General features: G+C 28.6%; 23 protein-coding genes. 8 read left to right on the top strand and 15 right to left on the bottom strand.

The features are described 5' to 3' along the window. Positions 1-515: 515 nt before the first annotated feature. The 7 genes from ACTG45_RS04970 to ACTG45_RS04940 all read left to right on the top strand — a co-directional run bounded on the left by ACTG45_RS04970 (position 516) and on the right by ACTG45_RS04940 (position 7,945). Entirely contained in the window at positions 516-1,418 is a 903-nt protein-coding gene (locus tag ACTG45_RS04970) for an ABC transporter permease subunit (RefSeq protein WP_284181726.1), read from the top strand. Beyond that, a complete protein-coding gene (locus ACTG45_RS04965) occupies positions 1,405-2,160 on the top strand; it encodes an ABC transporter ATP-binding protein (protein WP_021383681.1) in 756 nt (251 codons plus the stop codon). Before ACTG45_RS04970 ends, ACTG45_RS04965 begins: the two co-directional genes overlap by 14 nt. A 97-nt stretch (positions 2,161-2,257) precedes the next feature. Beyond that, entirely contained in the window at positions 2,258-3,295 is a 1,038-nt protein-coding gene (locus ACTG45_RS04960) for an ABC transporter substrate-binding protein (RefSeq protein WP_021383680.1), read from the top strand. Between the two features lie 795 nt (positions 3,296-4,090). Continuing rightward, complete coding sequence (locus tag ACTG45_RS04955) at positions 4,091-4,993, top strand: ABC transporter permease (protein WP_479918289.1); 903 nt, start codon at positions 4,091-4,093, stop codon at positions 4,991-4,993. Then, a complete protein-coding gene (locus ACTG45_RS04950) occupies positions 4,980-5,735 on the top strand; it encodes an ABC transporter ATP-binding protein (protein ID WP_021383597.1) in 756 nt (251 codons plus the stop codon). Before ACTG45_RS04955 ends, ACTG45_RS04950 begins: the two co-directional genes overlap by 14 nt. A 139-nt stretch (positions 5,736-5,874) precedes the next feature. Then, positions 5,875-6,897, top strand: a complete 1,023-nt coding sequence (locus ACTG45_RS04945) for a CD0873 family tyrosine ABC transporter substrate-binding lipoprotein (protein ID WP_021383586.1) — start codon at positions 5,875-5,877, stop codon at positions 6,895-6,897. Between the two features lie 31 nt (positions 6,898-6,928). Then, positions 6,929-7,945, top strand: coding sequence for an ABC transporter substrate-binding protein (locus ACTG45_RS04940; protein ID WP_479918287.1), 1,017 nt, complete (start codon positions 6,929-6,931; stop codon positions 7,943-7,945). 211 nt (positions 7,946-8,156) lie between these two features. Here the strand turns inward: ACTG45_RS04940 and ACTG45_RS04935 are convergent, their stop codons facing one another. The 4 genes from ACTG45_RS04935 to modA all read right to left on the bottom strand — a co-directional run bounded on the left by ACTG45_RS04935 (position 8,157) and on the right by modA (position 11,441). Continuing rightward, entirely contained in the window at positions 8,157-8,714 is a 558-nt protein-coding gene (locus ACTG45_RS04935) for a sugar O-acetyltransferase (RefSeq protein ID WP_021383565.1), read from the bottom strand. A 5-nt stretch (positions 8,715-8,719) separates the two neighbouring features. Continuing rightward, complete coding sequence (locus ACTG45_RS04930) at positions 8,720-9,796, bottom strand: sulfate/molybdate ABC transporter ATP-binding protein (RefSeq protein WP_021383641.1); 1,077 nt, start codon at positions 9,794-9,796, stop codon at positions 8,720-8,722. After that, a complete protein-coding gene (modB, locus tag ACTG45_RS04925; protein ID WP_021383675.1) occupies positions 9,797-10,480 on the bottom strand; it encodes a molybdate ABC transporter permease subunit in 684 nt (227 codons plus the stop codon). Positions 10,481-10,628: 148 nt separating this feature from the next. Further along, entirely contained in the window at positions 10,629-11,441 is an 813-nt protein-coding gene (gene modA / locus ACTG45_RS04920; protein ID WP_479919942.1) for a molybdate ABC transporter substrate-binding protein, read from the bottom strand. A 192-nt stretch (positions 11,442-11,633) separates the two neighbouring features. On the opposite strand from modA, the gene ACTG45_RS04915 reads away from it, so the two are divergent. Further along, positions 11,634-12,563 (top strand): helix-turn-helix transcriptional regulator, encoded by a 930-nt coding sequence (locus ACTG45_RS04915; RefSeq protein ID WP_021383601.1) that lies wholly within the window; start codon positions 11,634-11,636, stop codon positions 12,561-12,563. Positions 12,564-12,727: 164 nt separating this feature from the next. Here the strand turns inward: ACTG45_RS04915 and ACTG45_RS04910 are convergent, their stop codons facing one another. The 11 genes from ACTG45_RS04910 to ACTG45_RS04860 form a co-directional block, all read right to left on the bottom strand. Continuing rightward, entirely contained in the window at positions 12,728-13,171 is a 444-nt protein-coding gene (locus tag ACTG45_RS04910; protein WP_021383644.1) for a hypothetical protein, read from the bottom strand. A gap of 201 nt (positions 13,172-13,372) precedes the next feature. Next, positions 13,373-14,353 (bottom strand): alpha/beta hydrolase, encoded by a 981-nt coding sequence (locus ACTG45_RS04905; RefSeq protein WP_479918283.1) that lies wholly within the window; start codon positions 14,351-14,353, stop codon positions 13,373-13,375. A gap of 175 nt (positions 14,354-14,528) precedes the next feature. Then, the gene (locus ACTG45_RS04900) at positions 14,529-15,383 is read right to left on the bottom strand and encodes a protein-ADP-ribose hydrolase (protein WP_021383563.1); all 855 of its coding nucleotides are present in this window, start codon (positions 15,381-15,383) and stop codon (positions 14,529-14,531) included. A gap of 294 nt (positions 15,384-15,677) precedes the next feature. Next, complete coding sequence (locus tag ACTG45_RS04895; RefSeq protein ID WP_021383595.1) at positions 15,678-17,006, bottom strand: 6-phospho-alpha-glucosidase; 1,329 nt, start codon at positions 17,004-17,006, stop codon at positions 15,678-15,680. A 147-nt stretch (positions 17,007-17,153) separates the two neighbouring features. Further along, on the bottom strand, positions 17,154-17,483 hold the full coding sequence (locus ACTG45_RS04890; RefSeq protein ID WP_479919941.1) for a PTS lactose/cellobiose transporter subunit IIA: 330 nt from the start codon (positions 17,481-17,483) through the stop codon (positions 17,154-17,156). A 23-nt stretch (positions 17,484-17,506) separates the two neighbouring features. After that, positions 17,507-18,796, bottom strand: coding sequence for a PTS sugar transporter subunit IIC (locus tag ACTG45_RS04885; RefSeq protein WP_021383625.1), 1,290 nt, complete (start codon positions 18,794-18,796; stop codon positions 17,507-17,509). 17 nt (positions 18,797-18,813) lie between these two features. Continuing rightward, entirely contained in the window at positions 18,814-19,140 is a 327-nt protein-coding gene (locus ACTG45_RS04880) for an NAD(P)-dependent oxidoreductase (RefSeq protein WP_479919940.1), read from the bottom strand. 72 nt (positions 19,141-19,212) lie between these two features. Next, the gene (locus ACTG45_RS04875; protein ID WP_021383615.1) at positions 19,213-19,842 is read right to left on the bottom strand and encodes a mgsA AAA+ ATPase; all 630 of its coding nucleotides are present in this window, start codon (positions 19,840-19,842) and stop codon (positions 19,213-19,215) included. A gap of 236 nt (positions 19,843-20,078) precedes the next feature. Beyond that, on the bottom strand, positions 20,079-22,691 hold the full coding sequence (locus tag ACTG45_RS04870; protein ID WP_021383607.1) for a sigma 54-interacting transcriptional regulator: 2,613 nt from the start codon (positions 22,689-22,691) through the stop codon (positions 20,079-20,081). 351 nt (positions 22,692-23,042) lie between these two features. Next, positions 23,043-23,987 carry an ABC transporter ATP-binding protein gene (locus ACTG45_RS04865; RefSeq protein ID WP_479919939.1) on the bottom strand — a complete coding sequence of 315 codons (945 nt, stop codon included), beginning with the start codon at positions 23,985-23,987 and terminating at the stop codon, positions 23,043-23,045. Continuing rightward, complete coding sequence (locus ACTG45_RS04860) at positions 23,980-25,005, bottom strand: ABC transporter ATP-binding protein (protein ID WP_021383619.1); 1,026 nt, start codon at positions 25,003-25,005, stop codon at positions 23,980-23,982. Before ACTG45_RS04860 ends, ACTG45_RS04865 begins: the two co-directional genes overlap by 8 nt. Positions 25,006-25,063 lie beyond the last annotated feature (58 nt).

Here is a 25,063-nt window from a genome sequence, read left to right as displayed (position 1 = left end):
ATAGTAATCAAGAATATTACTATATTCCACACATAAAAATTTTTTTATTTAAATCAAATTTTCTGATAATTTAACAATTTTTCAAAATTTATAGTTGACTTTTATTTTTTACTGTATTAAACTAATTACTATACAAAATAGAAAACAAAATTTTCAAAATTATTAAATTAAAAGGAGAGATAAACATGAAGACTTTATTAAACAAACAAGTACGATTTTTTAATAGCCAATTTAGTTAGGGTTTGTAGCTAAGTTAAGACAAATTGTCATGACATAGATACAAACCCCTTAGGATTATGATTTTTAAGGATTGTATCTGTGTTGGCTATAGTAATTGTTGTTAAAGTTTTTATTTTATCATCATAATATAGAGCCACATGGATTATACTGTGTGGCTCATTCGTGTTTTTGCCATACAGTTATATGTACTGTGTGGTTTTTTTATACCAAAATTCAATTTTAAAATTAAATTTAAAAAATTATTTAAAAATATTTTTCAAAGGGGTGTTTTATTTATGTCAGGTATTATATCTGTAATGACGCAAAGTTTAATTTTATCAATCATGGCACTGGGGGTTTATATAACTTACAAAATCTTAGATTTTCCAGATATGTCTGCCGATGGTAGCTACACAATGGGTGCTTCTATCGTAGCATTTTCTCTTACTAATGGTATTTCCCCTGTAGTGGCAACACTAATGGCTATATTATGTGGTTGCACTGCTGGTCTTGTTACTGGAATTCTTCACATTAAGTTTAAGATTTCTAACTTGCTTTCTGGTATTTTAGTTATGGGGATGCTATACTCTATCAATTTAAGAATAATGGGAAAATCAAATATCCCTCTATTTAGTTTCAAGCACTTATTCAATGGAGAAGTATCTCCTATAGTTTTAGCCTTAGTATTCGTTTTTATCTGTAAAGTCTTCTTAGACTTATTCTTAAAGACAGGTCTTGGATACACTTTAAAAGGTGTTGGTGATAACTCTCAAATGATTAAATCTTTGGGTATAAATATCGGTTCTATAAAGATACTAGGACTTATGATTTCAAATGGACTTATAGCTTTATCTGGTAGCCTTATGGCTCAGTTCTTAGGATTCTCAGATGTAAATATGGGTATAGGAACTTTAGTTCTTGGAATTGCATCTATCATAATTGGTATTACTTTATTTAAGAAATTCACTTTTATTAAAGATACTACTGCAATAATCGTTGGCTCTTTTATATACCAATTCACTATATACTTTGCAATGAGTTTAGGAATGTTATCAACCGACTTAAAACTAATAACTGCTATAGTTATAATAGCTTTCTTAGCTACTGGTAACTTAAATATTTCACTAAAAAAAAACAACCACAAAGCTAGTACCAAAAATAAATCCGAAAAAAGAGGTGTTATAGATGTTACAAATTAAAAATCTTTCAAAAAGTTTCCCTAATCCATATGGTCAACCTAATACTATATTTGAGAATTTATCAATTGATATAGAAGATGGTGAATTTGTAAGTATCATAGGCAGTAATGGAACTGGTAAATCTACTTTACTAAACATAATATCTGGGCTTATAAAAGAATCTTCTGGTGAAATTACTTTAGACAATAATACCATAACAAATTTAGCCGAATACAAAAGGACTCAGATAGTAAGTAGAGTTTTTCAAGACCCAAGCCTTGGAACTTGTCCTTCTATGACAGTTAGAGAAAACTTATCTTTAGCTCTTAATAAAGGGAAATTATTGAACCTAAAAAGATGTCTTCGTCATAAAACGAATGACTTAGAACATTTACTTGAAGGAATTTCTTTAGACTTAAAAAAATACTTAGATATAAAAGTACAATATCTTTCAGGAGGTCAAAGACAATCACTATCATTAATTATGTCTAGTTTATCAAGTCCTAAAGTTCTCTTGCTAGATGAGCATACGGCAGCACTTGACCCTAAAACATCAAATGAAGTTATTGGATTAACAGACAAAATAGTAAGAGAAAAAAATATAACTACACTTATGGTTACTCACAACTTAAAACATGCTCTTCAATATGGTGATAGGTTGATAATGCTTCATAAAGGCGAAGTTGTTTTAGATGTAAGAGATAAGGAAAAAGAACAATTAACAGTTGAAGAAATCTTAGAAAAATTCGAATATGCAGTTTAAGAAATAAGAAACTTAGTCTTAAGCAAGTATACTTATAATCTTTTATATGAATATATGAACAAATATAATTATTTAAATTTTGAGGGAGGAAAATAAAATGATAAAAAGTAAAAAAATATTAAGTTTAATTATAGCAGGAGTACTTGGTGTATCAATGCTTACTGGATGTTCTCAAAATGGTGACTCTAGTGCCTCTAATGAAAAGAGCAAAACAGATAGCAAGAAACAAAAAAATATAGGTATCACTCAATTAGTAGAACATCCATCTCTAGATAAGGCAAAGAAAGGATTCATAAAAGCACTTGAAGACAAAGGCTATAAGGATGGAGATAATATAAAAATAGACTTCCAAAATGCACAAAATGATATGCCTACTACACAAAGTATTGCAAGTAAATTCGTATCTGATAAAAAAGATTTGATATACGCTATATCTACTCCATCTGCTCAAGCAGCTTATAATGCTACTAAAGATATACCTATAATCATGACTGCTGTTACAGACCCTGTAGAAGCTGGGCTTGTTAAATCTATTGAAAAACCAGGTGGAAATGTTTCTGGTACATCAGACTATCTTTCAATTGATAAAACATTGGAATTAGTTAAAACACTAGCTCCAAAAGCAAAAAAAATAGGTGTTATATACAATACTAGTGAAGTTAATTCAAAAACTCAAGTTGATTCTCTACATGATTATGCTAAGAAAAATAATTATGAAGTTGTCGAAAAAGGAATTAGCTCTTCAAGTGAAGTCAATCAAGCTATTTCTAGCCTAGTTGGCAAGATAGATGTTTTATATGTTCCTACTGACAATTTAATAGTTTCTTCTATGCCAATAGTTTCTAAAGTTGCTAATGAAAACAAAATTCCTATAATAGCTTCTGAAGAAGGCTCTGTATCTTCTGGTGCTTTAGCTTGTTGTGGAATAGACTATGAAAAGCTAGGCTACAAAGCTGGAGAACTTGCTATTGAAGTGTTAGAAGGAAAATCTGTTGGTGATATACCAGTTACTATGTTAGATGAAACTGAAATAATAATTAATGAAGATACACTAAAAGCACTTGACATGCAAAAGTTATCAGCAGATAATATAAAGTATATAAAGTCAGATGAAAATACAAAATCTGCAGAATAACACTTATTAATTTCAACAAAGTAGGTAATATGAAAACTTTATATAATAAGTACTCTTATCCACCCTAACCCTTTGAAAATTGTGCTTATTTTAGCAATTTAAGTATTGCATATAAAGTTATTCATTTTCCATAAAAGTCGTCTATATTGACGACTGATTATGAAAGTTACATAACTTTCTAATCACAACTTGAGCTGTCCAAAAGAATTTTAATATTCTTTAGACAGCTTTTTTTTATAAAATTGTATGGATGTATATACATATAGACTCTATGCTTAGTAAATATTTTCACAAATTTTCCACATTAATCAAAAACTAGGATAACGTTTCTTTCAATTACCACATTAATTTAAAAGTTATCTAAGCATACATTATTTAGTATTTTAATTAAATTTAGCAGTTGACTTTTATTATTGTATAATTTATAATTTATAACAAGTCGAGAATACATATAATTTTCTGACTAATTAAAATATTAAAAGGGAGAGATAATTATGAATACTTTATTAAACAATAAAAAATATTATTATTATTATAGCCACTATTTTTAGGGTTTGTACCTACGTTTTAACATAGATACAGGCCCCTTAAGACTATTAACATTTTGGGATTGTATCTATGTTGGCTATATTGTTTATAGAGTTTTCATTTAACTATATAAGAGCCACATAGATTAAACTATGTGGCTTATTCGTGTTTTTCACCACATAGTTTTGTATACTATGTGGTTTTTTTATACACAAAATTAGCAAATAATTAAAATTATAAAAATATTTTCAAAGGAGTGTTTTATTTATGTCAGGTATTATATCTGTAATGGCGCAAAGTTTAATTTTATCGATTATGGCACTGGGGGTTTATATAACTTACAAAATCTTAGATTTTCCAGATATGTCTGCTGATGGTAGCTACACAATGGGTGCTTCTATCGTAGCATTTTCTCTTACTAATGGTATTTCCCCTGTAGTGGCAACACTAATGGCTATCTTATGCGGTTGCACTGCTGGTCTTGTTACTGGAATTCTTCACATTAAGTTTAAGATTTCTAATTTGCTTTCTGGTATTTTGGTTATGGGGATGCTATACTCTATCAATTTAAGAATAATGGGAAAATCAAATATCCCTCTATTTAGTTTCAAGCACTTATTCAATGGAGAAGTATCGCCTATAGTTTTAGCCTTGGTGTTTGTATTTATCTGTAAAGTCTTCTTAGACTTATTCTTAAAGACAGGTCTTGGATACACTTTAAAAGGTGTTGGCGATAACTCTCAAATGATTAAATCTTTGGGTATAAATATCGGCTCTATAAAGATACTAGGACTTATGATTTCAAATGGACTTATAGCTTTATCTGGTAGCCTTATGGCTCAGTTCTTAGGATTCTCAGATGTAAATATGGGTATAGGAACTTTAGTTCTTGGAATTGCATCTATCATAATTGGTATTACTTTATTTAAGAAATTCACTTTTATTAAAGATACTACTGCAATAATCGTTGGCTCTTTTATATACCAATTCACTATATACTTTGCAATGAGTTTAGGAATGTTATCAACCGACTTAAAACTGATAACTGCTATAGTTATAATAGCTTTCTTAGCTACTGGTAACTTAAATATTTCACTAAAAAAAAACAACCACAAAGCTAGTACCAAAAATAAATCCGAAAAAAGAGGTGTTATAGATGTTACAAATTAAAAATCTTTCAAAAAGTTTCCCTAATCCATACGGTCAACCTAATACTATATTTGAGAATTTATCAATTGATATAGAAGATGGCGAATTTGTAAGTATCATAGGTAGTAATGGAACTGGTAAATCTACTTTATTAAATATAATATCTGGACTTATAAAAGAATCTTCTGGGCAAGTATTATTAAATAAACATAATTTATCTAACTTAGCTGAACATAGAAGAACTCAAATAGTAAGTAGGGTTTTCCAAGACCCAAGTCTAGGAACTTGTCCTTCTATGACAGTTAGAGAAAACCTCTCTCTAGCTCTTAATAAGGGAAAATTATTAAACTTAAGAAAATGTCTTCGTTACAAAAGAGATTTCTTAGAAAACTTATTAGAAGGAGTATCTCTTGATTTAAAAAAATATCTTGATGTTCAAGTACAGTTTTTATCAGGAGGTCAAAGACAATCACTATCACTAATTATGTCATGCTTGACAAATCCTTCTGTCTTATTACTTGATGAACATACAGCAGCACTTGACCCTAAAACATCAAATGAAGTTATTGAGTTGACTAATAAGATTGTAAGAGAAAAAAATATAACTACACTTATGGTTACTCACAACTTAAAACACGCTCTTCAATATGGTGATAGGCTAATAATGCTTCATAAAGGTGAAGTTGTCTTAGATGTAAAGGGTAAAGAAAAAGAGCAATTAACAGTTGAAGAAATCTTAGAAAAATTTGAATATGCAGTTTAAAATATATCTATTATACTAATTTAAGTTTAGTTTATTTCTAAAAATAAACTAAAAAATATAATAATTATGCTAACTTTACAACAATTCATATGAATATATGAACATATATAATAACAAAATTCTTGAGGGGGATATAAAAATGATTAATAAAAAAAGATTGGCAAGTTTAGTTTTAGCTGGTGCACTTAGTGTATCTATGCTTACAGGATGTTCACAAGGTGGAGATTCTGGTAATTCAAAACAAGAAAGTACTTCTAAAAATAAAGAAGTTAAAAAAATTGGAATAACTCAATTAGTTGAACATCCAGCATTAGATGCTACCAAAGCAGGATTTGTAAAAGCATTAGAAAAGAATGGATTTAAAGATGGAGAAAATATTGATATAGACTTCCAAAATGCTCAAAATGATATGCCCACTACACAAAGTATTGCAAGTAAATTTGCATCTGACAAGAAAGATTTAATATTTGCTATATCTACTCCATCAGCTCAGGCAGCTTTCAATGCTACTAAAGATATACCTATACTTATGACTGCTGTAAGCGACCCTGTTGCTGCTGGATTAGTTAAAACACTTGAAAAACCAGGTGGAAATGTATCTGGGACATCAGATTTTGTTTCTGTAGACAAAGGCTTAGAACTTCTTAAAATATTTGCTCCTAAGGCAAAAACTATAGGAGTTATGTACAATACTAGTGAGGTTAATTCAAAAGTTCAAGTAGATGCCTTAAAAGAATATGCATCTAAAAATGGTTTTAAAGTTGTTGAAAAGGGTGTAACTACTTCAAATGAAGTCAACCAAGGAATTTCTAGTTTAGTTGGTAAAATAGATGTCTTATATGTTCCTACAGATAACTTAGTAGCTTCTTCTATGCCTATAGTTTCTAAAATAGCTACTGAAAATAAAATTCCTGTTATAGCTGCTGAATCTGGACCAGTCGAAAAAGGTGCTCTTGCTTGTCAAGGTATCAACTATGAAAAATTAGGTTACAAAACAGGTGAAATGGCTGTTAAAATTTTAAATGGAGAATCTGTTTCTGATATGCCTGTAGCTACATTGGATGATACGGATATCATAGTTAATGAAGATATATTAAAAGCTTTAGGCATGGAAAAACCTTCTAATGATAATATTTCTTATGTAAAAACTAAGCAAGAATAGATATAATAGATTTTTTGAGGGAGTGGTCAAAATGAAACGAAGTAAACTAATAAATCTAACTTTGATTGGTGTTCTTAGTATATCTACCATTACAGGTTGCTCTAAGAATAATGAAGGTGATTCAGATGAATCATCCAGCAAAAACAATGATATAAAAAAAATTGGTATTACACAATTAGTTGAACACCAAGCTTTAGATGCATCTAAAGAAGGCTTTGTTAAAGCTTTAGAAGATAATGGATTTAAGGATGGTAAAAATATAGAAATAGATTACCAAAATGCACAAAATGATATGCCTACTACACAGACTATAGCAAGTAAATTCGTCTCTGATAAAAAAGACTTGATATTTGCTATATCTACACCATCTGCTCAAGCTGCATATAATGCAACTAAAGATATACCTATACTTATCACTGCTGTAACTGACCCTGTTTCTGCTGGGTTTGCAGATTCTTTAGATAAGCCAGGTAAAAATGTTTCGGGAACTTCTAACTTTACACCAATTGAAAAAAGTATGGAAGCTCTTGATGTACTCGTTCCAAAGGCGAAAACTATAGGTGTCATATATAATACTAGTGAAGTAAATTCTAAAGTTCAAGTTGATAATCTGAAAAAATATGCTGATAAAAAAGGACTTAAGATTGTTGAAAAGGGAATTAGTTCTTCTAGTGAAATAAATCAAGCAGCTTCTAGTTTAATGGGAAATGTTGATGTTATTTATGCTCCTACAGACAATTTACTTGCTTCTTCCATGCCTATAGTATCTCAACTTGCTACTAAAAATAAAGTACCTATAATAGCAGCAGAGGAAGGAATGGTAAAAGGAGGAGCGTTGGCTTGCCAAGGTATAAATTACGAAAAATTGGGATATAAAACTGGTGAGATGGCTGTTAAAGTGCTAAAAGGAGAATCTAAAGTTTCAGATATGCCTATAACAAGTTTAGATGAAACTAATTTAATTATTAATGAAGATACATTAAAAGCACTTTCTATAGATAAACCTTCTGACAATAATATAGTTTACGTTAAGACTGAAAATAAATAATTTGACTACTCTAGTTTGAACGATATAAAATTAAATATATTTTCTCTATAATTACTATGCCTGTTTCTATAAGTTTTTTAAACCAAGAAACAGGCATATATTTTTACTTTAATATATTTTCTATTTAAAATTATGTGTAAACACTCTTAATTTATTTTTATAAGCTTTCTTTTTATAGACTTCATTTTTACAAGATTTATATAATCAATATTTATTCCTCTATTTTCTTTATTACTCTGCATGGATTTCCAACAGCCACAGTATCTGATGGAATATCTTTTGTCACTACACTTCCTGCGCCTATTACTACATTATCACCTATAGTAATACCTGGAGTTATGATTACTCCACCACCTATCCATACATTATTACCTATTTTCACAGGAGAACCATACTCTATACCAGAATTTCTAAGTTGTGCATCCATTGGATGATAGGCTGTATAGATTTGAACATTTGGTGCTAGCATTACATTATCACCGATTTCTATTTTACATACATCTAAGAATATACAATCATAATTTGCAAAAAAATTTTCACCTACATGGATGTTATATCCATAATCACATCTTATATTTTGTTCTACATTTATTTTACTACCTACTGAACCAAATAGTTCGCTTAGAATTTCTTCTCTTTTCTCATATTCATCCTCTAAAGTGTTATTAAACAGTCTAGTTAATCTTTTACATTTCTCTCTTTCTTTTGCTAGAATTTTATCACTTGCATAGTAACCTTTCCCTGACAACATTTTTTCTTTTTCAGTCATATAATTTACTCCTTTTCGTTATAATTGTATCTAAAGCAAAATAAATATTCCTGTGGAAAATCTAAATAAATGCTGTCTCCCTTCTTAAATCTCATTTTACTCTTTTCTAATTCTATTTGAATAGGCATACACTGGTTAGATAAATCGTGTTTTCTAACGTATATAGTATATGTAAATGGATTTTCTATAATGTTAATCAACTCAAAACATAGCTTTCCACTTAAATCTTCATTAGAATCCAAGACATTAATATGATGCTCTCTGATTCCCACATATTCTATATTATCACCTATTACTCTATTTAATGTCAACTCACATCCCCAATCTGTAGCATAAACAGTATTTTTATCTATCCTATTTAATTTAGATATATTTTTACATCCTGTTATCTTTGCTTCCATAAGATACTTTGGAGATTCAAACAATTCTTTTTTAGGTCTTTTGGGAAGACCTTCTCCTTTGTTATATACCATAATATCATCACAAACTCTATAAGCTTCCTCAATATCATGAGTAACAAATAATATATCTCCTTTGTAGTCTTTTAGCATATTCATAAGTTCTTTTTCCATGTTACTTCTTAAATGATGGTCTAGTGCTGAAAAAGGCTCATCTAGAAGTAATATATTTGGAGATGTAGCTAATGCTCTAGCTAGTGCCACTCTTTGTTGTTGACCACCAGATAATTGCCAAGGATATCTCCCCTCAAATCCATTTAATTTAAGTATGTCCAGGTATCTTTCTACTATTTCTTTTTTTTCACTCTTACTCAGTTTTAAAAGCCCAAGCTCAATATTTTGGCTTACAGTCATATGTGGAAATAAAGCATAGTTTTGAAATAGAAAGCCGACTTTTCTCTCTTGTGTTGACAAATTTATCTTTTTTTCAGAATCAAACAATACTATATCGTTTAATACAATCTTACCTTTTGTTGGTTTCTCAAGCCCTGCTATACATTTTAATGTCATACTTTTTCCAGAACCAGATTCTCCTAGAAAACCTAAAATTCCTTTTTCTTGTTCAATTTTTACCTTTAATTTAAAAGAGGATAAATCTTTTTCAATATCTACATATAAGCTCAATTATCTACACCTCTTTCCTATAATTTTCTGCTGAAATTCAGACCAATAATTTAATAATAAAATCATCGCTATGGATATTGCTACAATAATCATAACCCACATCATAGCCTTATTCATATCTCCGCCCTCAACTGCAAAAAATATAGCTATTGGCATAGTTTGAGTTTTTCCAGGTATATTTCCAGCTATCATAAGTGTAGCACCAAATTCTCCAAGAGCTCTAGCAAATGACAGCACCAATCCACCAATTATTCCAGGCCATGCTAATGGAACTGCAATCTTAAAAAATATGTTCCATTCATTAAGACCTAACGTCCTAGCAGCTGACAACATATTATTGTCAATCTGCTCAAATGCCGACCTTGAAGTTCTATACATCATAGGAAAAGACACCACTACTGCTGAAATTACAGTTGCTGTCCAACTAAATATCAAGGTCTTATCAAAGTTTAATAAAAACTTACCTACAAACCCATTTTTACCACATAACAATAATAAAAAGAATCCTACAACTGTTGGTGGCAAAATTAATGGAAGTGTAAATACCCCATCTATAAGACCTTTCCATTTACCTCTATAGTTAGCCATAATATATGACACAAATATTCCTATTATAAAAGTTATCACTGTTGACAAAAAAGATGTCTTAAGTGATATCCATAAAGGTGACCAATCTGTTCCCATCTTTCCCTCCTTAATCTTAAATGGAAATAGTGAAATTAATATGTCTATTAATTTCACTATTTCCATTTTATTATAATATACAATTATTTTCAATTTTCATTTATTTATATATAATTTATACTTAAATATACATAACTTATTTGTAAACTTATTCTACTTTTTTGTACCCAAATTCTTCAAAAATCTTTTGACCTGCATCACTTAACAAAAACTCTTCAAATTTCTTAGCAGCATCTACATTTTTACTAGCTTTAATTACTGAAACTGGATATGTAATAGGTGAATGAGTTTTTTCATCTGTTTTTTCAACCACTTTTATCTTATCATTATTAACAGTATCACTAAAGTAAACGAATCCAACATCAGCATTTCCTGATTGCACCCATGCTAGAACTTCTTTTACATCCTTTGCAAATACTAACTTGTCTTTTAATTTATCTTTTAAATCTAAATTAGTTAATACTTCATCTGCATATTTCCCTGCTGGAACACTTTCAGCTTCACCAACAGCAATTTTCTTTACTTTATCCGATGTCAAATCTTTCATACTAGACACATCACTATCAGTAGAAGAAATAAGAACTAAATCATTTTTTACTAAGTCTTTCATAGTATCAGAAACCAGTAGCTTTTCTTCATCCAAAGCTTTCATTTGTTTTTGACCTGCTGAAATGAATAAATCACATGGTGCTCCTTGTTCTATCTGTTGTTGTAATGAACCTGATGCTCCATAATTAACTGTAAGTTTTACATTTGAATCAACTTTTTTGTATTCTTCTTCAAGCTTTGCCATTGCTTCTTTTAAACTTGCAGCAGCCGATATGTTTAACTCTACTGCATCACTACTTTTATTTGTTTTTTCTTGTCTTTCATCATCTTTCTTGCTTTCATTATTATTGCATCCAACTGTCCCCAAAGTTAAACATGCAACTAGCCCTAATATTCCCAATATTTTTTTCATACCAATCTCCCTTTTTGTAAATTTAATACACATTTTAATATGTTTTATCATGTTTTATCATGTTTTGTTACGTATAACTTAATTATATATACCTACTAATAAATTTTCAAGTAAATTATTTATATTACTTTTAAATATTTTCCTACATTTTTCTTTTTTTAATGTTAAAATAACCTTATATGGAGGTGTATTATGGACTCATTATCATCTTTGACGCCTGTTGAGGTAGCTGAATTATTAAAGATAACAAAAAATACTGTATATGAATTAATCAAAAGAGGTGAACTTCCTTCTTATAAAGTAGGAAAAAAAATAAGAGTTGATATTAAAGATGTTGAAGAATATATCAACAGTCAAAAGACTGGTAAAATAAAAGATACACATTTTAACAATAAAAATATGTCTATAAATAATAATTTTAAAGTTATTATTTCTGGTCAAGATGTAATATTAGATATTTTAGCTAGGTCTGTTGAAAAAAAATTAGATGGAGTAAATACATTTCGCTCTTATATAGGTAGTTATAATGCTTTATATGAATTATATAATGGTAGAGTTTCTATAGCATCATCTCATCTATGGGATTTTGAAACAGATGAATATAATAGCACTTTTGTTAAAAAACTATTACCAGGAATCCCATGTGTACTTATAAATTTGGCTTATAGAATGCAAGGTTTTTATGTTGCTAAAGGCAATCCTAAAGAAATAAAAACTTGGGAGGATTTAACTAGACCAAACATAACTCTTGTCAACAGAGAAAAGGGGGCTGGTACTAGGGTTCTACTTGATGGTAAGCTTAGACTTCTAAATTTTAATGGTAACCATATAAAGGGTTATGACAATGAAGAGTTATCACATCTTGGAGTTGCAAGTACTGTTTCTCGTGGAATAGCTGATGTTGGTTTAGGGAATGAAAAAGCAGCGTTACAAGTAAATAATATTGACTTTATTCCTCTTCACAAGGAACGTTATGATTTAGTTATTAAAAAAGAAGACTTACAAAATCCAGTCTACCAAACTATAATTAACATAATAAACTCAGCTGAGTTTAAGGCTGAACTTCAAGGTCTTGGTGGATATGATTTAACTGATACAGGTAAAATCATAGCAGAAGTATAGAATTAAAATCGCAATCTATTTTATAAGATTTATAATTTTTTGCAAAATTTATAACTCGAGGACAAAATAAATTGCGATTTTGGTGTATTTTTGAAAATATTCACCTTATTTATTTTAACACCTAATACAAATTTCAATATAGTAAATTTTATAGTACTATTATATTAATAGATATTTACATAATAGTACTTTTCCTTAACATAGATTAACATATGATGTACTCTAACAAGCAACACTCTTCCTTGGTTATATATATGTGGCAATATGTATGAATTTAATACATTATATACAATGTTGCTTTCTTCTTGTATTTTTTCAACTAATAAGCTATTTATAAAGGTATCCTTTTCATTTTCAGTAACTTTACACCAATTTATTTTAACTTTTAAGATATATCTTCCAACTAGGTATATACATTCTACAATAAATAATAAAAATACAATATAATCAGCACCCCCTACCTGATATAAACTCCCTGATACCAACGGTTTAGCAAAGAAATTATAAAAATTTAAAGTATCTCCTGTATAATCAAAAAGTATTAATAGTAATCCTAAAACTCTTAATACCTTCATATTCAACATTTCTTTATTATTTTTGTTTTTCATATATATTACCTCTCTTTTCTTTAGTTTTTATTGTAATATAATACTAACTCTTTCATTTGAGGTATAAATGAATTTAATTGGTAGTTATTTTCATTTTTACTAGAAATTAATTCACATTACTAAATATTATTTATATTTAAACATAAAAATAGCTTATCTATTTTTGCTAAATACCAAAATAAATAAGCTATTAATATACAACTAATTTTTATCATTAACAACATTACTATCTATAAATTTAAAGATTTTATTGAAATATACCGTTTTATCATGCTCATATCCATCAACATGACCAACACCTTCTATAAGCCATATCTCTTTTTTATCGTGTTTAACTAAATTATACATTTTTTGGCTGTTTTGATAATCACAGACATTATCATTTGTTCCATGTATAAATAGTATAGGAGCATTAGACTTTTTAACTGCCTCATCTGGTCTTACATCACTGTACCAAAATCCAGATTTGAACTTATTATATAAATCTCCACATGTTATTACATAGTTGACTAATACCTTTGGTATGCGCTTTTCTATTACCCCCATTCTAATCGCTTCTCTCATTTCAGAATAAGGAGAATCCAGTATATAAAAATCAACTTCTCTATTTCTAAGGTTTATCTCTGTATGCATAGCAGCTGTTCCTGCCCCCATAGAAAACCCATGTATTCCTAGTCTTCCCTCTGGAAATTTATTTTTTACAAATTTAACTAAACTATCTAAATCATACCTTTCATAAAGTCCAAATGTATAATTATCGCCTCCACTATTACCAGTATTTCTTTGATTGTAGATTAATACATTATAACCTTTATCTAAGTATCCATATGCTACCTTTAGCATTTCATAGTGACAACTTCCTATTCCATGAACAAGTATAATAGTATCTTTTGTCTTTATATTTGAAGTTATAAAAATACTTTCAAGTTTGTAATTATTAGAACTCTGTATCATTAATTCATCTGTCTTATAGTTTTTTAATTTCTCTAGTGGTTTATCTTTTCTCTCAGAAAATACTTTTATCACATCTTCTTTTTTTATTAGTTGCTCTGAACCAACTGAACTATCATAAACTAATTTACCAAATATATAAGATACAATTAATAGAATTAACAGAAATACAACTGATATAATTATAATCTTACTCCTTAAACTAACATAATTTTTAAAATTATTTTTCATCTTTATTTACCATACAATTTTCCTATATTATATTTTTTAAGTAATAGAATAACTACTTATACTACTCTTATCATTTCTATTATACCTATTAACATACTAAATTTACAAACTTTATTTAATTTTAATAAACTATTATATTATGTAATAAATATTCTTAGAATTTTATTATATAATATTATTTAAATATTCTTCTGTATTTTTCTTCTTCCTCTTCAGTAAAAACATTAAATACAACTTTCAAATTTTTCTCAGGATTTTCTTTTAGCCATAGTCTCACTCTGCTTACAGCAAGATTAGCTGCTTCTTTTTTTGGATAACCAAATACTCCTGTAGAAATTCCACAAAAAACAATGTTTTTTATTTCATCAATTTCTTTTATAGTATTTAGGCATGATTTGTAACAATGAAGTAGTTGTTTTTCCTGTTCTTTGCTTGGCTGACCACCAGATACAATAGGACCAACAGTATGTACTACAAATTTTGAAGGTAGACAATAACCTCTTGTTATTTTAGCGTCTCCAGTATATTCTAAATGGCCTTGTTTTTTTATTATTTTATCACAATCTTCTCTAAGTCTAGGACCTGCACATGAATGTATCTCGTTATCCACACATAAATGCAGAGGTTGTAGACACCCTAATAACTTATTATTTGCAGCATTTACTATTGCATCTGCTTTTAAATTTGTTATATTACCTCTCCATATGGCAATCCCTTCCTCTACTTCTTCTATATCATTTACATCTACTAACTCTCTTTCTTCACATTCAATTAATAATAAATTATGTAACATACTAAGTATTTCTGGAGCAATTTCTTTTGGTGGATATACATTCAAAAGTCCTCTAAGTATATCTCTAGGCTTAATTTCATCATTTGATAAATTGTATATTTTAGAAGGAACTTCTTTTGAAAAATATGCAATTAAAGTGTTTATATTTTTCTTTCTTTGTTCGTCAGTTAGAGGCTTGATACTTTTATCAAAATCCTCAAATAAATTTACATCATCAGCATAATCTCTCCACTTCATAGCCATCTCTCCATTCTCATATTTTAGGATTATAAAATAATTATGTATTATGTACATATTTATTTATTTCTATAAACACTTACATAAATCCTGTTAAAAGTGTAAATTTTTTAATATTATTATATTTAAAGACAAAATATAGAATTATTTTAAGTATTTTATAGAAACCTTTATAAAAATAATATGCAATTTGTTATTACTTTAATAGTAAAATTTTTAAATAATAATAAAGGTGAAAGCTTCTAAAGCTAACACCTTTATAAATTAAATATTCTAAAAAAACATATATTATTCTTAGTTAAGTTCTGGCCAATAATTTTTATTTGCTTTTATTAAATCATCTAATAGTTCTTTTGCTACTGTTGCACTTGGAACTGTTTTAGATAGCATAAGTGCTTGCCATAGTTTATTATATGATTTCTCAATCCAAGCATCAACCACTAACTTTTCAACTGCTAATTGTTGTTCTATTAAGCCCTTTTGAAATGTTGGTATTTTTCCTATTGATAATGGTTCATACCCGTCTTTGCCAACTATACATGGAATCTCAACCATTGCATCAGATTGTATATTTTCTATAGCTCCATTATTTTGAACTATTAAGAGCATACGTTCATGAGTATTAAAAGCTAGAGCTGTAGCTAAATCAACTATAAACTCTGCATGTATTCCTATCTCAAGTCCACTACCAGTAGAATGCCCTTGCTTTTCTATTAATGCACATGAGCTAAATACCTCTTTTTCTCTTCCATCAATCACTTCATTGGCACGAGTGTAATTTACATCAGAATGATTTACAACATAATCTGGGAATAGATAGTACTTTAAGTAACTACTTGGTATTGTAGTTAAATCTGTTTTTACTATTTCTCTAGTAAATAAATTAGTTTCAAACCAACTATCTTTCTTGTTATTTTTCATTCCTTCTTCGCCATTTATAAATCCATACTCTTTTATATGCTCTACTAACTTTGGCAAAAGTTCATTTCCTTTTTTGTCTTTAATTGAAGTATACCAACCAAAATGATTTAATCCAAAGTATCTTATATCCATATCTTTTCTAGATTCAAGTCCTGCAATCTTCGCTATACTATGTTCCATACCTATTGGCATATCACAGATATTTATTACTCTAGAAGTAGGTCTTAACCTTCTAACAGCTTCTGCTATTATAGATGCTGGATTAGAGTAATTTAACATCCAACAGTTTGGAGAATACTTTTCCATATAGTCTATGTTTTCAAGTACACCTTCTATAGACCTCATTCCGTAAGCTATTCCACCTGGTCCACAGGTTTCTTGACCAACTATCCCATGCTTTAGAGGTATTTTTTCATCTAGTTCTCTCATTTCAAGTTTTCCAACTCTTATATGAGCTAAACAAAAGTCTACATCTGTATAAGCTTCTTTCGGGGATGTTGTTGCTAAATATTCTATAGTAGAATCTTTTTCTTTTATTAATATTTCACATGCTTTAGCTACTTTATTTTGTCTTTCTTCATCGTTATCATATAATTTAATAGCTCTTAATGGTAACCTATCTAAATTATCTAACAACATTAATATGATTTCTGGAGTATATGTACTTCCCCCTCCAGCTATTACTACTGAAAACTTCTCCATAACAATTTCTCCTTTTCTATTTAAAAATTTACTATATTTATAAATAACTTTATAAATACTAGCACTTTAAAGTAAAAGGGAGTTCATTTATTAAATTTTTTAAATTAATAAACTATAGCCAAACTTCAAGCACTATCTATATGAAAATTAATTTTCATCACTTCTTGGGTCCATTATTTCAAATATGTCTACAAGTTCAGATACTAAAGAGTGAGCAAATAATGCATTTGAATAATGGTCTTCAGAGTGTACAACTAAAAAATTAGTTCCACTATCTTCACTACCCATAGCATTTGATAGTAATTCTAAATGATGTTTTGATGCTGTTTGTATTTTTTCTGATGCTGATTCTAAAAGTTTTTTCGCTTTATCATAGTCACCTTTTTTTATTTCTTTAAGAGACATCATTACATCACTTTTAGCATCTCCTGATTCTGATATTATGCTAAACACTTTTTCTTCTATTTCAGGTATCATATCCTTCTCCTTCTAATGACTAATTAAAAATCAAAGCTATCGTCATTTAATTCCGTAGCTAATTCTGCATTTTTGTTTAATTCTTCTTTTTCCATTATCTTAAAGAATGGATAATATATCAAGGTCATAAGTATTATACTTGCAAATACTAATACTACAGCCTTCCAGTCTAATGTCATTAAAAATGCTGCAACTCCTGGAGGTAAAAAACCTGGTGGCTCTGCAATAGGCAATCCTACTAATCCTAATTTTAGAGCCATAAAGTTAAGTGCTCCAACTAGTACAGGGCCAAATACAAATGGTACAAACATATATGGATTCATAACTATTGGTGTTCCAAATATTACTGGCTCATTTATTCCAAATAATGATGGTAACAGTACAACTTTTCCCATACTGTTTAAACTCTTACTCTTACTTCTTGACATAAGATATACTAGCCCTAAAGTTATTCCTGACCCAGTTACTTGTAGGAATCCATAGTAAAACCCTATCGTAAATACATATTTTGGGTCTCCTCCTGCTGCTATTAGTGTTGCATTTTCTGCCATATATGTAGCAGCTATTGGCATCCATATACTTGAAGTTATTGCTGCCCCATGAAGTCCAAAGAACCATAGTAATTGAGTTATGAAAAGTATTATAATTACTGCAAAAACATTGTCTACACTACTTATAGCTGGAGCCAAGAAATTCATTATAATAGCTGGTAAGGGTTGACCTAGTACATTTTTAGTTATTGCTGCTATTGCTGTAAATAACATTATACAGACTATCATTGGTGTTAAATTTCTAAAACTTTTATTTACTACACTTGGTACTTCTTTTGGAAATCTAATAACAAGATTTTTATCATTCATAAACTTAGTAATATCAACTACTAAAAGCGCTATTAATATACTTACAAATAAACCTTGAGCGTCTAAATAGCTTGTATCTAACGCACCATCTACTACTTGTCCGCATACAACAAGTTGTGCTATAACGGCTGTCATCCCTATTTCTACATGATTAAGATTATATTTTTTAGCTAATGCTTGAGCTATAAAAAATGCTGAGTATATAGATAATAAACTCATAGTAAATTTATTGGGAATAAGTAATGTATCCATATTCTCAGATAATAAAGTTTTTGCACTTCCTTCAGGTAACATATTATTTAGTGCTACAAATAACATACTTAAAGAACCAACAATTATTACTGGGGTGATGCTTATCATACCTTCTTTTATAGCTTGAAGATGCCTTTGCCTTTCAATCTTTTGTGCTATTGGAAGAAGAAATTTTCTCAAATTATTTTGAAGTGCTTCCATGTTTATTTTCTCCCTAATTATCTATTTTTATATAACTCTATTGCCGACTTCATGACAGAAGGGGCATCCATACGACCATAATGTTTAGTATCTATTACACCAACTGCTATTTTATGGTTTTTGCAAGCTTCAACTATATCTTCCTCTTTAAATCTAATCTGTGGTGCTACAAGAACTACATCTATATCATTAACTTGAATATATGATTTTAAATTTTCAAATGATGTTGCATCTATATTTATAGTCTTTGTTTTTAACTTTACATGCTCACTGCAAAAACTTTTCATTTTTTCTACGAGTACTCCTGTTGACGCTCCGTTTGCACATACTAATAAAATATTCATAATACATTCCCTCCTGCAATATTTAATCGCTTTTATTTTTTATTTTATATACTCTAATTATTATTTTAATTCTTAGTACTGCCAGTGATTAAATTTAAAGGCTGTATCTATAGCTTCTTCTGGTTTATATTCTTCTAATATTTTTAAGTATCTTTCTTTATAATCATTATCTACTTCTTTTTCTGGAATTACTATACTAGCTTCATTTAAAAAGTGGAATGAATCCCTTCCCATTTCTAATCCTCTATATGTATGCTTATCTAGTGCCACATCCATAATTTCTGGAACTTTGCCCATTGCAAATCCTTTTATAATTATATTTTTTAATAAATCACTTGACCTATCTTTCTCACATGCACAAAGATATCTTATTGCATGTATGAAAAATAAAGGTCTATCTCCATCTGCATATGAATATTCCTTTCTCACTTGATTTAAATTATTTATGATTATTATAGCTGATGGGTCTCCCATTCCTATATCTTCAACTGATATTGTAAGTATTCTTCTCCATAGCTTATCTTCTAATTCTGGTGATGATATATATAACTCATACGCAAATTCACATGCTTCTTCTACCATATTTCTTCTTATGGCCTTTTGAAATGATGATATTATTTCATCTGCACTAAATCCGTTTCTTGTAGTCATTCTTGCCCATGGGTCATTTGCCTTTTTATCTCTTAATATTTTCTCATGCATATTATTTACTCCTTTTGATTTAAATTTTAATTCTTTATATTATTTATTAATATATAAAGCAAGTATTGTGCCAGTTTTTTTAGACACTTTTAAATGTGATTATTTCAATCATATTTATTGCCAATACTCAGATACTTTGTCTAAATTTATTTGTATGTGTCTAATATTAATGTCATTTTAGACTAAAAAAGACTACCAAATAAGTTTTCATACTTATTGGTAATCTTTTTTAGTATTTATACATACTCTAATATTAATAATATTTGATAACATTCCTTTTTATTAATTTCTATGTTGTATTTTTTATCTAGTTGAGCTAATATATTTTTTATCTTACTTAAATTCTTTTCATAATTAAGTGCTTTTTCTCTATCAAGTTCTTCAATTACTCTAGTATTTCCAATTAATCCATCTACCATGAAAGCCAAGTGCATCATAAGCCCAATTACTTTGTCATATTTTTTTTCTACATTAAATATTAAAAATAGTTCATCCGAAACAGATTTTATATCTTTAAATATTCTGTTATAATTAGAACTTTTTAGAGAGGTTCTTAGTCCTTCAACTACATCGTCATAACCAATACTTATCTTTATAATATTTTTTAATTTATTTATATTTTCATCTTTATCTATATCTTTTTTACTTATATAGTCAATTCCTTTAATATTAATCTTTTGTTCATTGATTAATGCTACAACATTACTGCTTTCTTTTAGTTTTGTAATATTTAAACTTAAATCTTTTTCTGTTTTATATGGTATAGATATAATATCTATTCCATCTAAGTACCTATTCATTTTTTCTTCTAGAATTTTTCTTGTTTTATTATCTACACCTTCTGAAACATGAGATGCTATAATAATTGTTTTAGACAGATTTTCTTTATCTTGAATTTCACTAGTTCCAAAATAGTACTTTCTTGTATTAACAATAGAATTATATACATCATTTAAAGCTAGTCCCATATTAGCTTTTTGAACTGCTTCTAACACAGTTAATGTGGTCACCATAGGAATTACTCTTATATCACACTTTTTTTCTTTCTTTATAATTTCATCAAAAGAATTTAATGAACCCATATCTGTAAATAGTAGTATATCTTTATTGTCTATACTGTTAATCAGTTTTTTAAAATCTATAATTACTTTGTCATAGCTTTTATCTAACTTCATATCAAACGAAATAGCACTACATTCTCCAATAATATCACTAACTGCTTTAACCATACTACTTGCTGTAGTTTCTCCATGCATAGCAACTATAATATTAAGCTTATTCACTATTTTATTTTGTTCCTCTTGTTTAGCTTGTACTATAAATAATGTAATATATGCCACAGTTTCTATAGATAAAAATAAATCAAATTCATTCTCAATTATTCCAACTATTTTTAAGGCTGTCTTAAATTCACTTCTATTATTTCTTCTAATTTGATTTAAGTCTATGTTATTTGTAGAATTACTTTTATCTAATACATTTTTTATGTATATTGCCATTGACCTAAATATTGATTCATTTATATTTATTTCTTCATCTTCTTTAATAATTTGTCTTATTGATTTACACATATTTTTAAACTTAACATCATTGAATAATTGGGCATCTGCCATATTCATTTCTACAGATTCATTAAGATTAGAATTTACTGCATTAATAATATTCATGTCATCATATTTAATAATTTCCTCTTCTCCTAATGGTGTGAATACAAAAAATTCTATTCCATGTGTTATAACTTCATCTGCTTTAATAGACTTATCTCTATAATCATCATTCACTTCATTTATCGACTTATCAAAGTATTTTTTCTCTATATAAATTGGCTCTTTATTGTTTATTTTATATCTTAAGTATCCATTTGCAACAGCTAACTTTATATCATTTTGAAGTTGACCTACATTATTTTTACAATCATAAAGTAGTAATGATTTAATTATTTCCCTATGTACTTTTATAGAGATAGAAATACTTTTTGATTCTTGCTTAAAAAAATTTTTAACTAATTCTATTCTTTCAATCATAGTTCTATTTCTCAATGAAGGTATTTCTATTTTCATAGGTATTCTTCTATTAAATGTGTCTAATAATGTTGATGTTGGATTTTCTGTAGTAGCGCATATTATTAACACCTTAGACTCTCTTTCCTTAGTTGCATCTCCTAGTCTTTTAAATGTTCCTTTATCTATAAAAGTAAACAACATTTCTTGCCCTTCTGCTGGTAACCTATGAATTTCATCTAAAAAAAGTATCCCTCCATTTGCAATCTCTAAAAGTCCCTTTCTTGAAGATTCTGCTCCTGTGTAGGCACCTTGTTCTACTCCAAAAATATGTCCCATAAGTAATTGTGGGTTATTTGCATAATCTGCACAGTTAAATGTTACAAAGGGTGCTTTCTCTCCTCTAATTCCACTATCTATAGAATAATCATACATGTACCTAGCAATCATACTTTTTCCTACTCCTGTTTCTCCATAGATAATGGTATGGAGTCCATTTGTAGGATAGAGCATTGCGACTTTACATTTTTCTATTATAGGTCTTAAACTTTGTGTTCTACCTATTAAGGTTTCAAAACTATCTTTTTTTATTTTAGTTTCTATTTTTATTTCTTTTGGTGCATCAAACGATTCCTCTTTATCAATATTAACATTTGCAGGGATATAGTATACAGGTCTTCCTTTTATCTTTGTAACCATCCCTTGATTGAATAATTGATTTAAATATGTACTTATATTGTTTCTTGCTATTCCAGTTTTTTCTGACAATCGATTAGCTGTAATACCTTTTCCATTCTCTCTATATGATGATTTTAAAACTTCCATTACTTTATCTTTTTTATATATCATTACGCCCTCCCTCCACATTTGTAATATTTTATTAGCTAAAACTTTTATATTCGCTTTATTTATTTTTAATAAACCTTATTCTCTGATTCTAACTACAATTTCTTAATGCTCCTTTGCTTACCTATATAGAATTCTTTTAGAAACATTAGTATTATTGGTCATTTTTCTATATTTCTATTTTAAAAATTTTATGGTATTTTATGAATAATATATTTTCCTTGTTTTTAATTTTATTATATTTGAAAAATGGAAATAAAAAAACCTATTTTTGGAATGGTTTTAAAATTTTTCCAAAAATAGGTTTTTAGTTTATAGTTAAAATAATCAGCCATTACTTAGAGTAACCTTATACTAAACAACTTTTAAATTTTCTTGGTATTTATTTATGTCTGCTTTAGAAGAATATACAAAGTGACCCTCTGAAACTTCAATCCAACTCAATGACTTCTCATTTGAACAATTAGATATATTAGAATTGTACTCTACTCTATTTTTTGCCTTAGCATACTTAGGGTCAGGAATAGGAATTGCAGAAAGCAAAGATTTTGTATACGGATGAATAGGATTATTATATAATTCATTTGAACTTGCTAATTCTACTAATTTTCCATTATACATAACTCCTATACGGTCACTAATATGTCTCACCATAGATAAATCATGCGCTATAAATAAACAAGTCAAATTTTTTTCTTGTTGTAACTTCTTAAATAAATTTACAATTTGTGCTTGTATAGACACATCCAAAGAAGCTATAGGTTCATCAGCTATTATAAACTCTGGGTCTACTGAAAGAGCTCGTGCTATTCCAATACGCTGTCTTTGCCCACCTGAAAAATCAGAAGGATATTTATTTGCATAACTTCTATCAAGTCCAACTAGATTTAACATCTCATATACTTTATTCATTCTCTCTGTTTTATTTTTACAGACACCTTGAATTTTTAGTGGTTCTGAAATTATATCTGCAATTGTCATACGTGGATTTAATGATGAAGTAGAATCTTGGAAAATAATCTGCATACTTTTATTTACATCTTTTTTTATAAATTTATACGTTTTTTTGTCTGAGATACAATTTCCTTTATAAATTACTTCTCCACCAGTAGATTCATGTAACCTTATTATAGTTTTGCCAGTTGTAGATTTTCCTGAACCTGACTCTCCTACTAATCCAAATATCTCACCTTTATATATATCAAAACTTATATCATCAACTGCCTTTACAGTAGTACTTTTATCCAAATGAAAATATTGTTTTAAGTTTTTTATTTCTAGTATTTTTTCTCTATTCATTAGAAATCACCCTTCCACAATTTACTCTAACTGGTGTATCTACTTTAGGTGCATCTGGATGCAATAACCAAGTTGCAGCACTATGTGTATCATTAATTTTAAACATCGGCGGTTCTTTTTCATAATCTATTTTAAGAGCATTTTTATTCCTTACTGCAAACGCATCTCCTTTTGGAGGATTTAATAAATTCGGAGGCATACCAGGTATATTATATAAATAGTCATCCTGTGAATCTAAAGTAGGTAATGAGCCTAATAAACCCCAAGTATATGGATGCCTAGGGTCGTAAAATATATCTTCTACTGTTCCTATTTCTACAATCTTTCCTGCATACATGACTGCTATTCTATCAGCTATAGTTGCAACTACGCCTAAATCATGAGTTATAAATATTATTGATAAACCTATCTTATCTTGTAAATCCTTTATTAAGTCAATTATTTGAGCTTGTATAGTTACATCTAAGGCTGTTGTAGGCTCATCAGCAATCAATACATCTGGATTACAAGCAAGTGCTATAGCTATTACTATACGTTGTCTCATCCCACCAGAAAAATGATGTGGAAATTGTTTAAATCTCTTTTCAGGGTTATCTATTCCAACTAATTCAATAAGTTCCATAGCTCTTTTTTTAGCTTCACTTTTACTTATACCTTGATGAATCACTATAGCTTCTGCTATTTGCTTTCCTATTGATATAGTTGGATTAAGAGACGTCATAGGGTCTTGAAATATCATTGACATATTCTTTCCTCTGATAGACTCCATCTCTTTTTCAGACTTGTTAACTAAATCATTTGATTTAAGTAAAATCTCTCCATTTTTAATATATCCATTATATGGGAGTATCCTTATTAAGCTCTTACATAATACAGATTTACCACAACCAGATTCTCCAACTATAGCCAATGTCTCACCTTTTTTTAGATTAAAAGATACATTTCTTACAGCCTGTACTTCTCCTTCTTCTACTTTAAAACTTACAGATAGATTATTAACCTCCAATAAATGTTCCAAAAACCATCAACCCCTATGCTATTCAAACCTTAGGGATATATTTTTATCCCTAAGGTTT

The organism is Clostridioides sp. LIBA-7602 (assembly GCF_056688945.1).
Note: the sequence above shows the minus strand (reverse complement) of the source record. Positions and strands in the feature narration are given on the sequence as shown.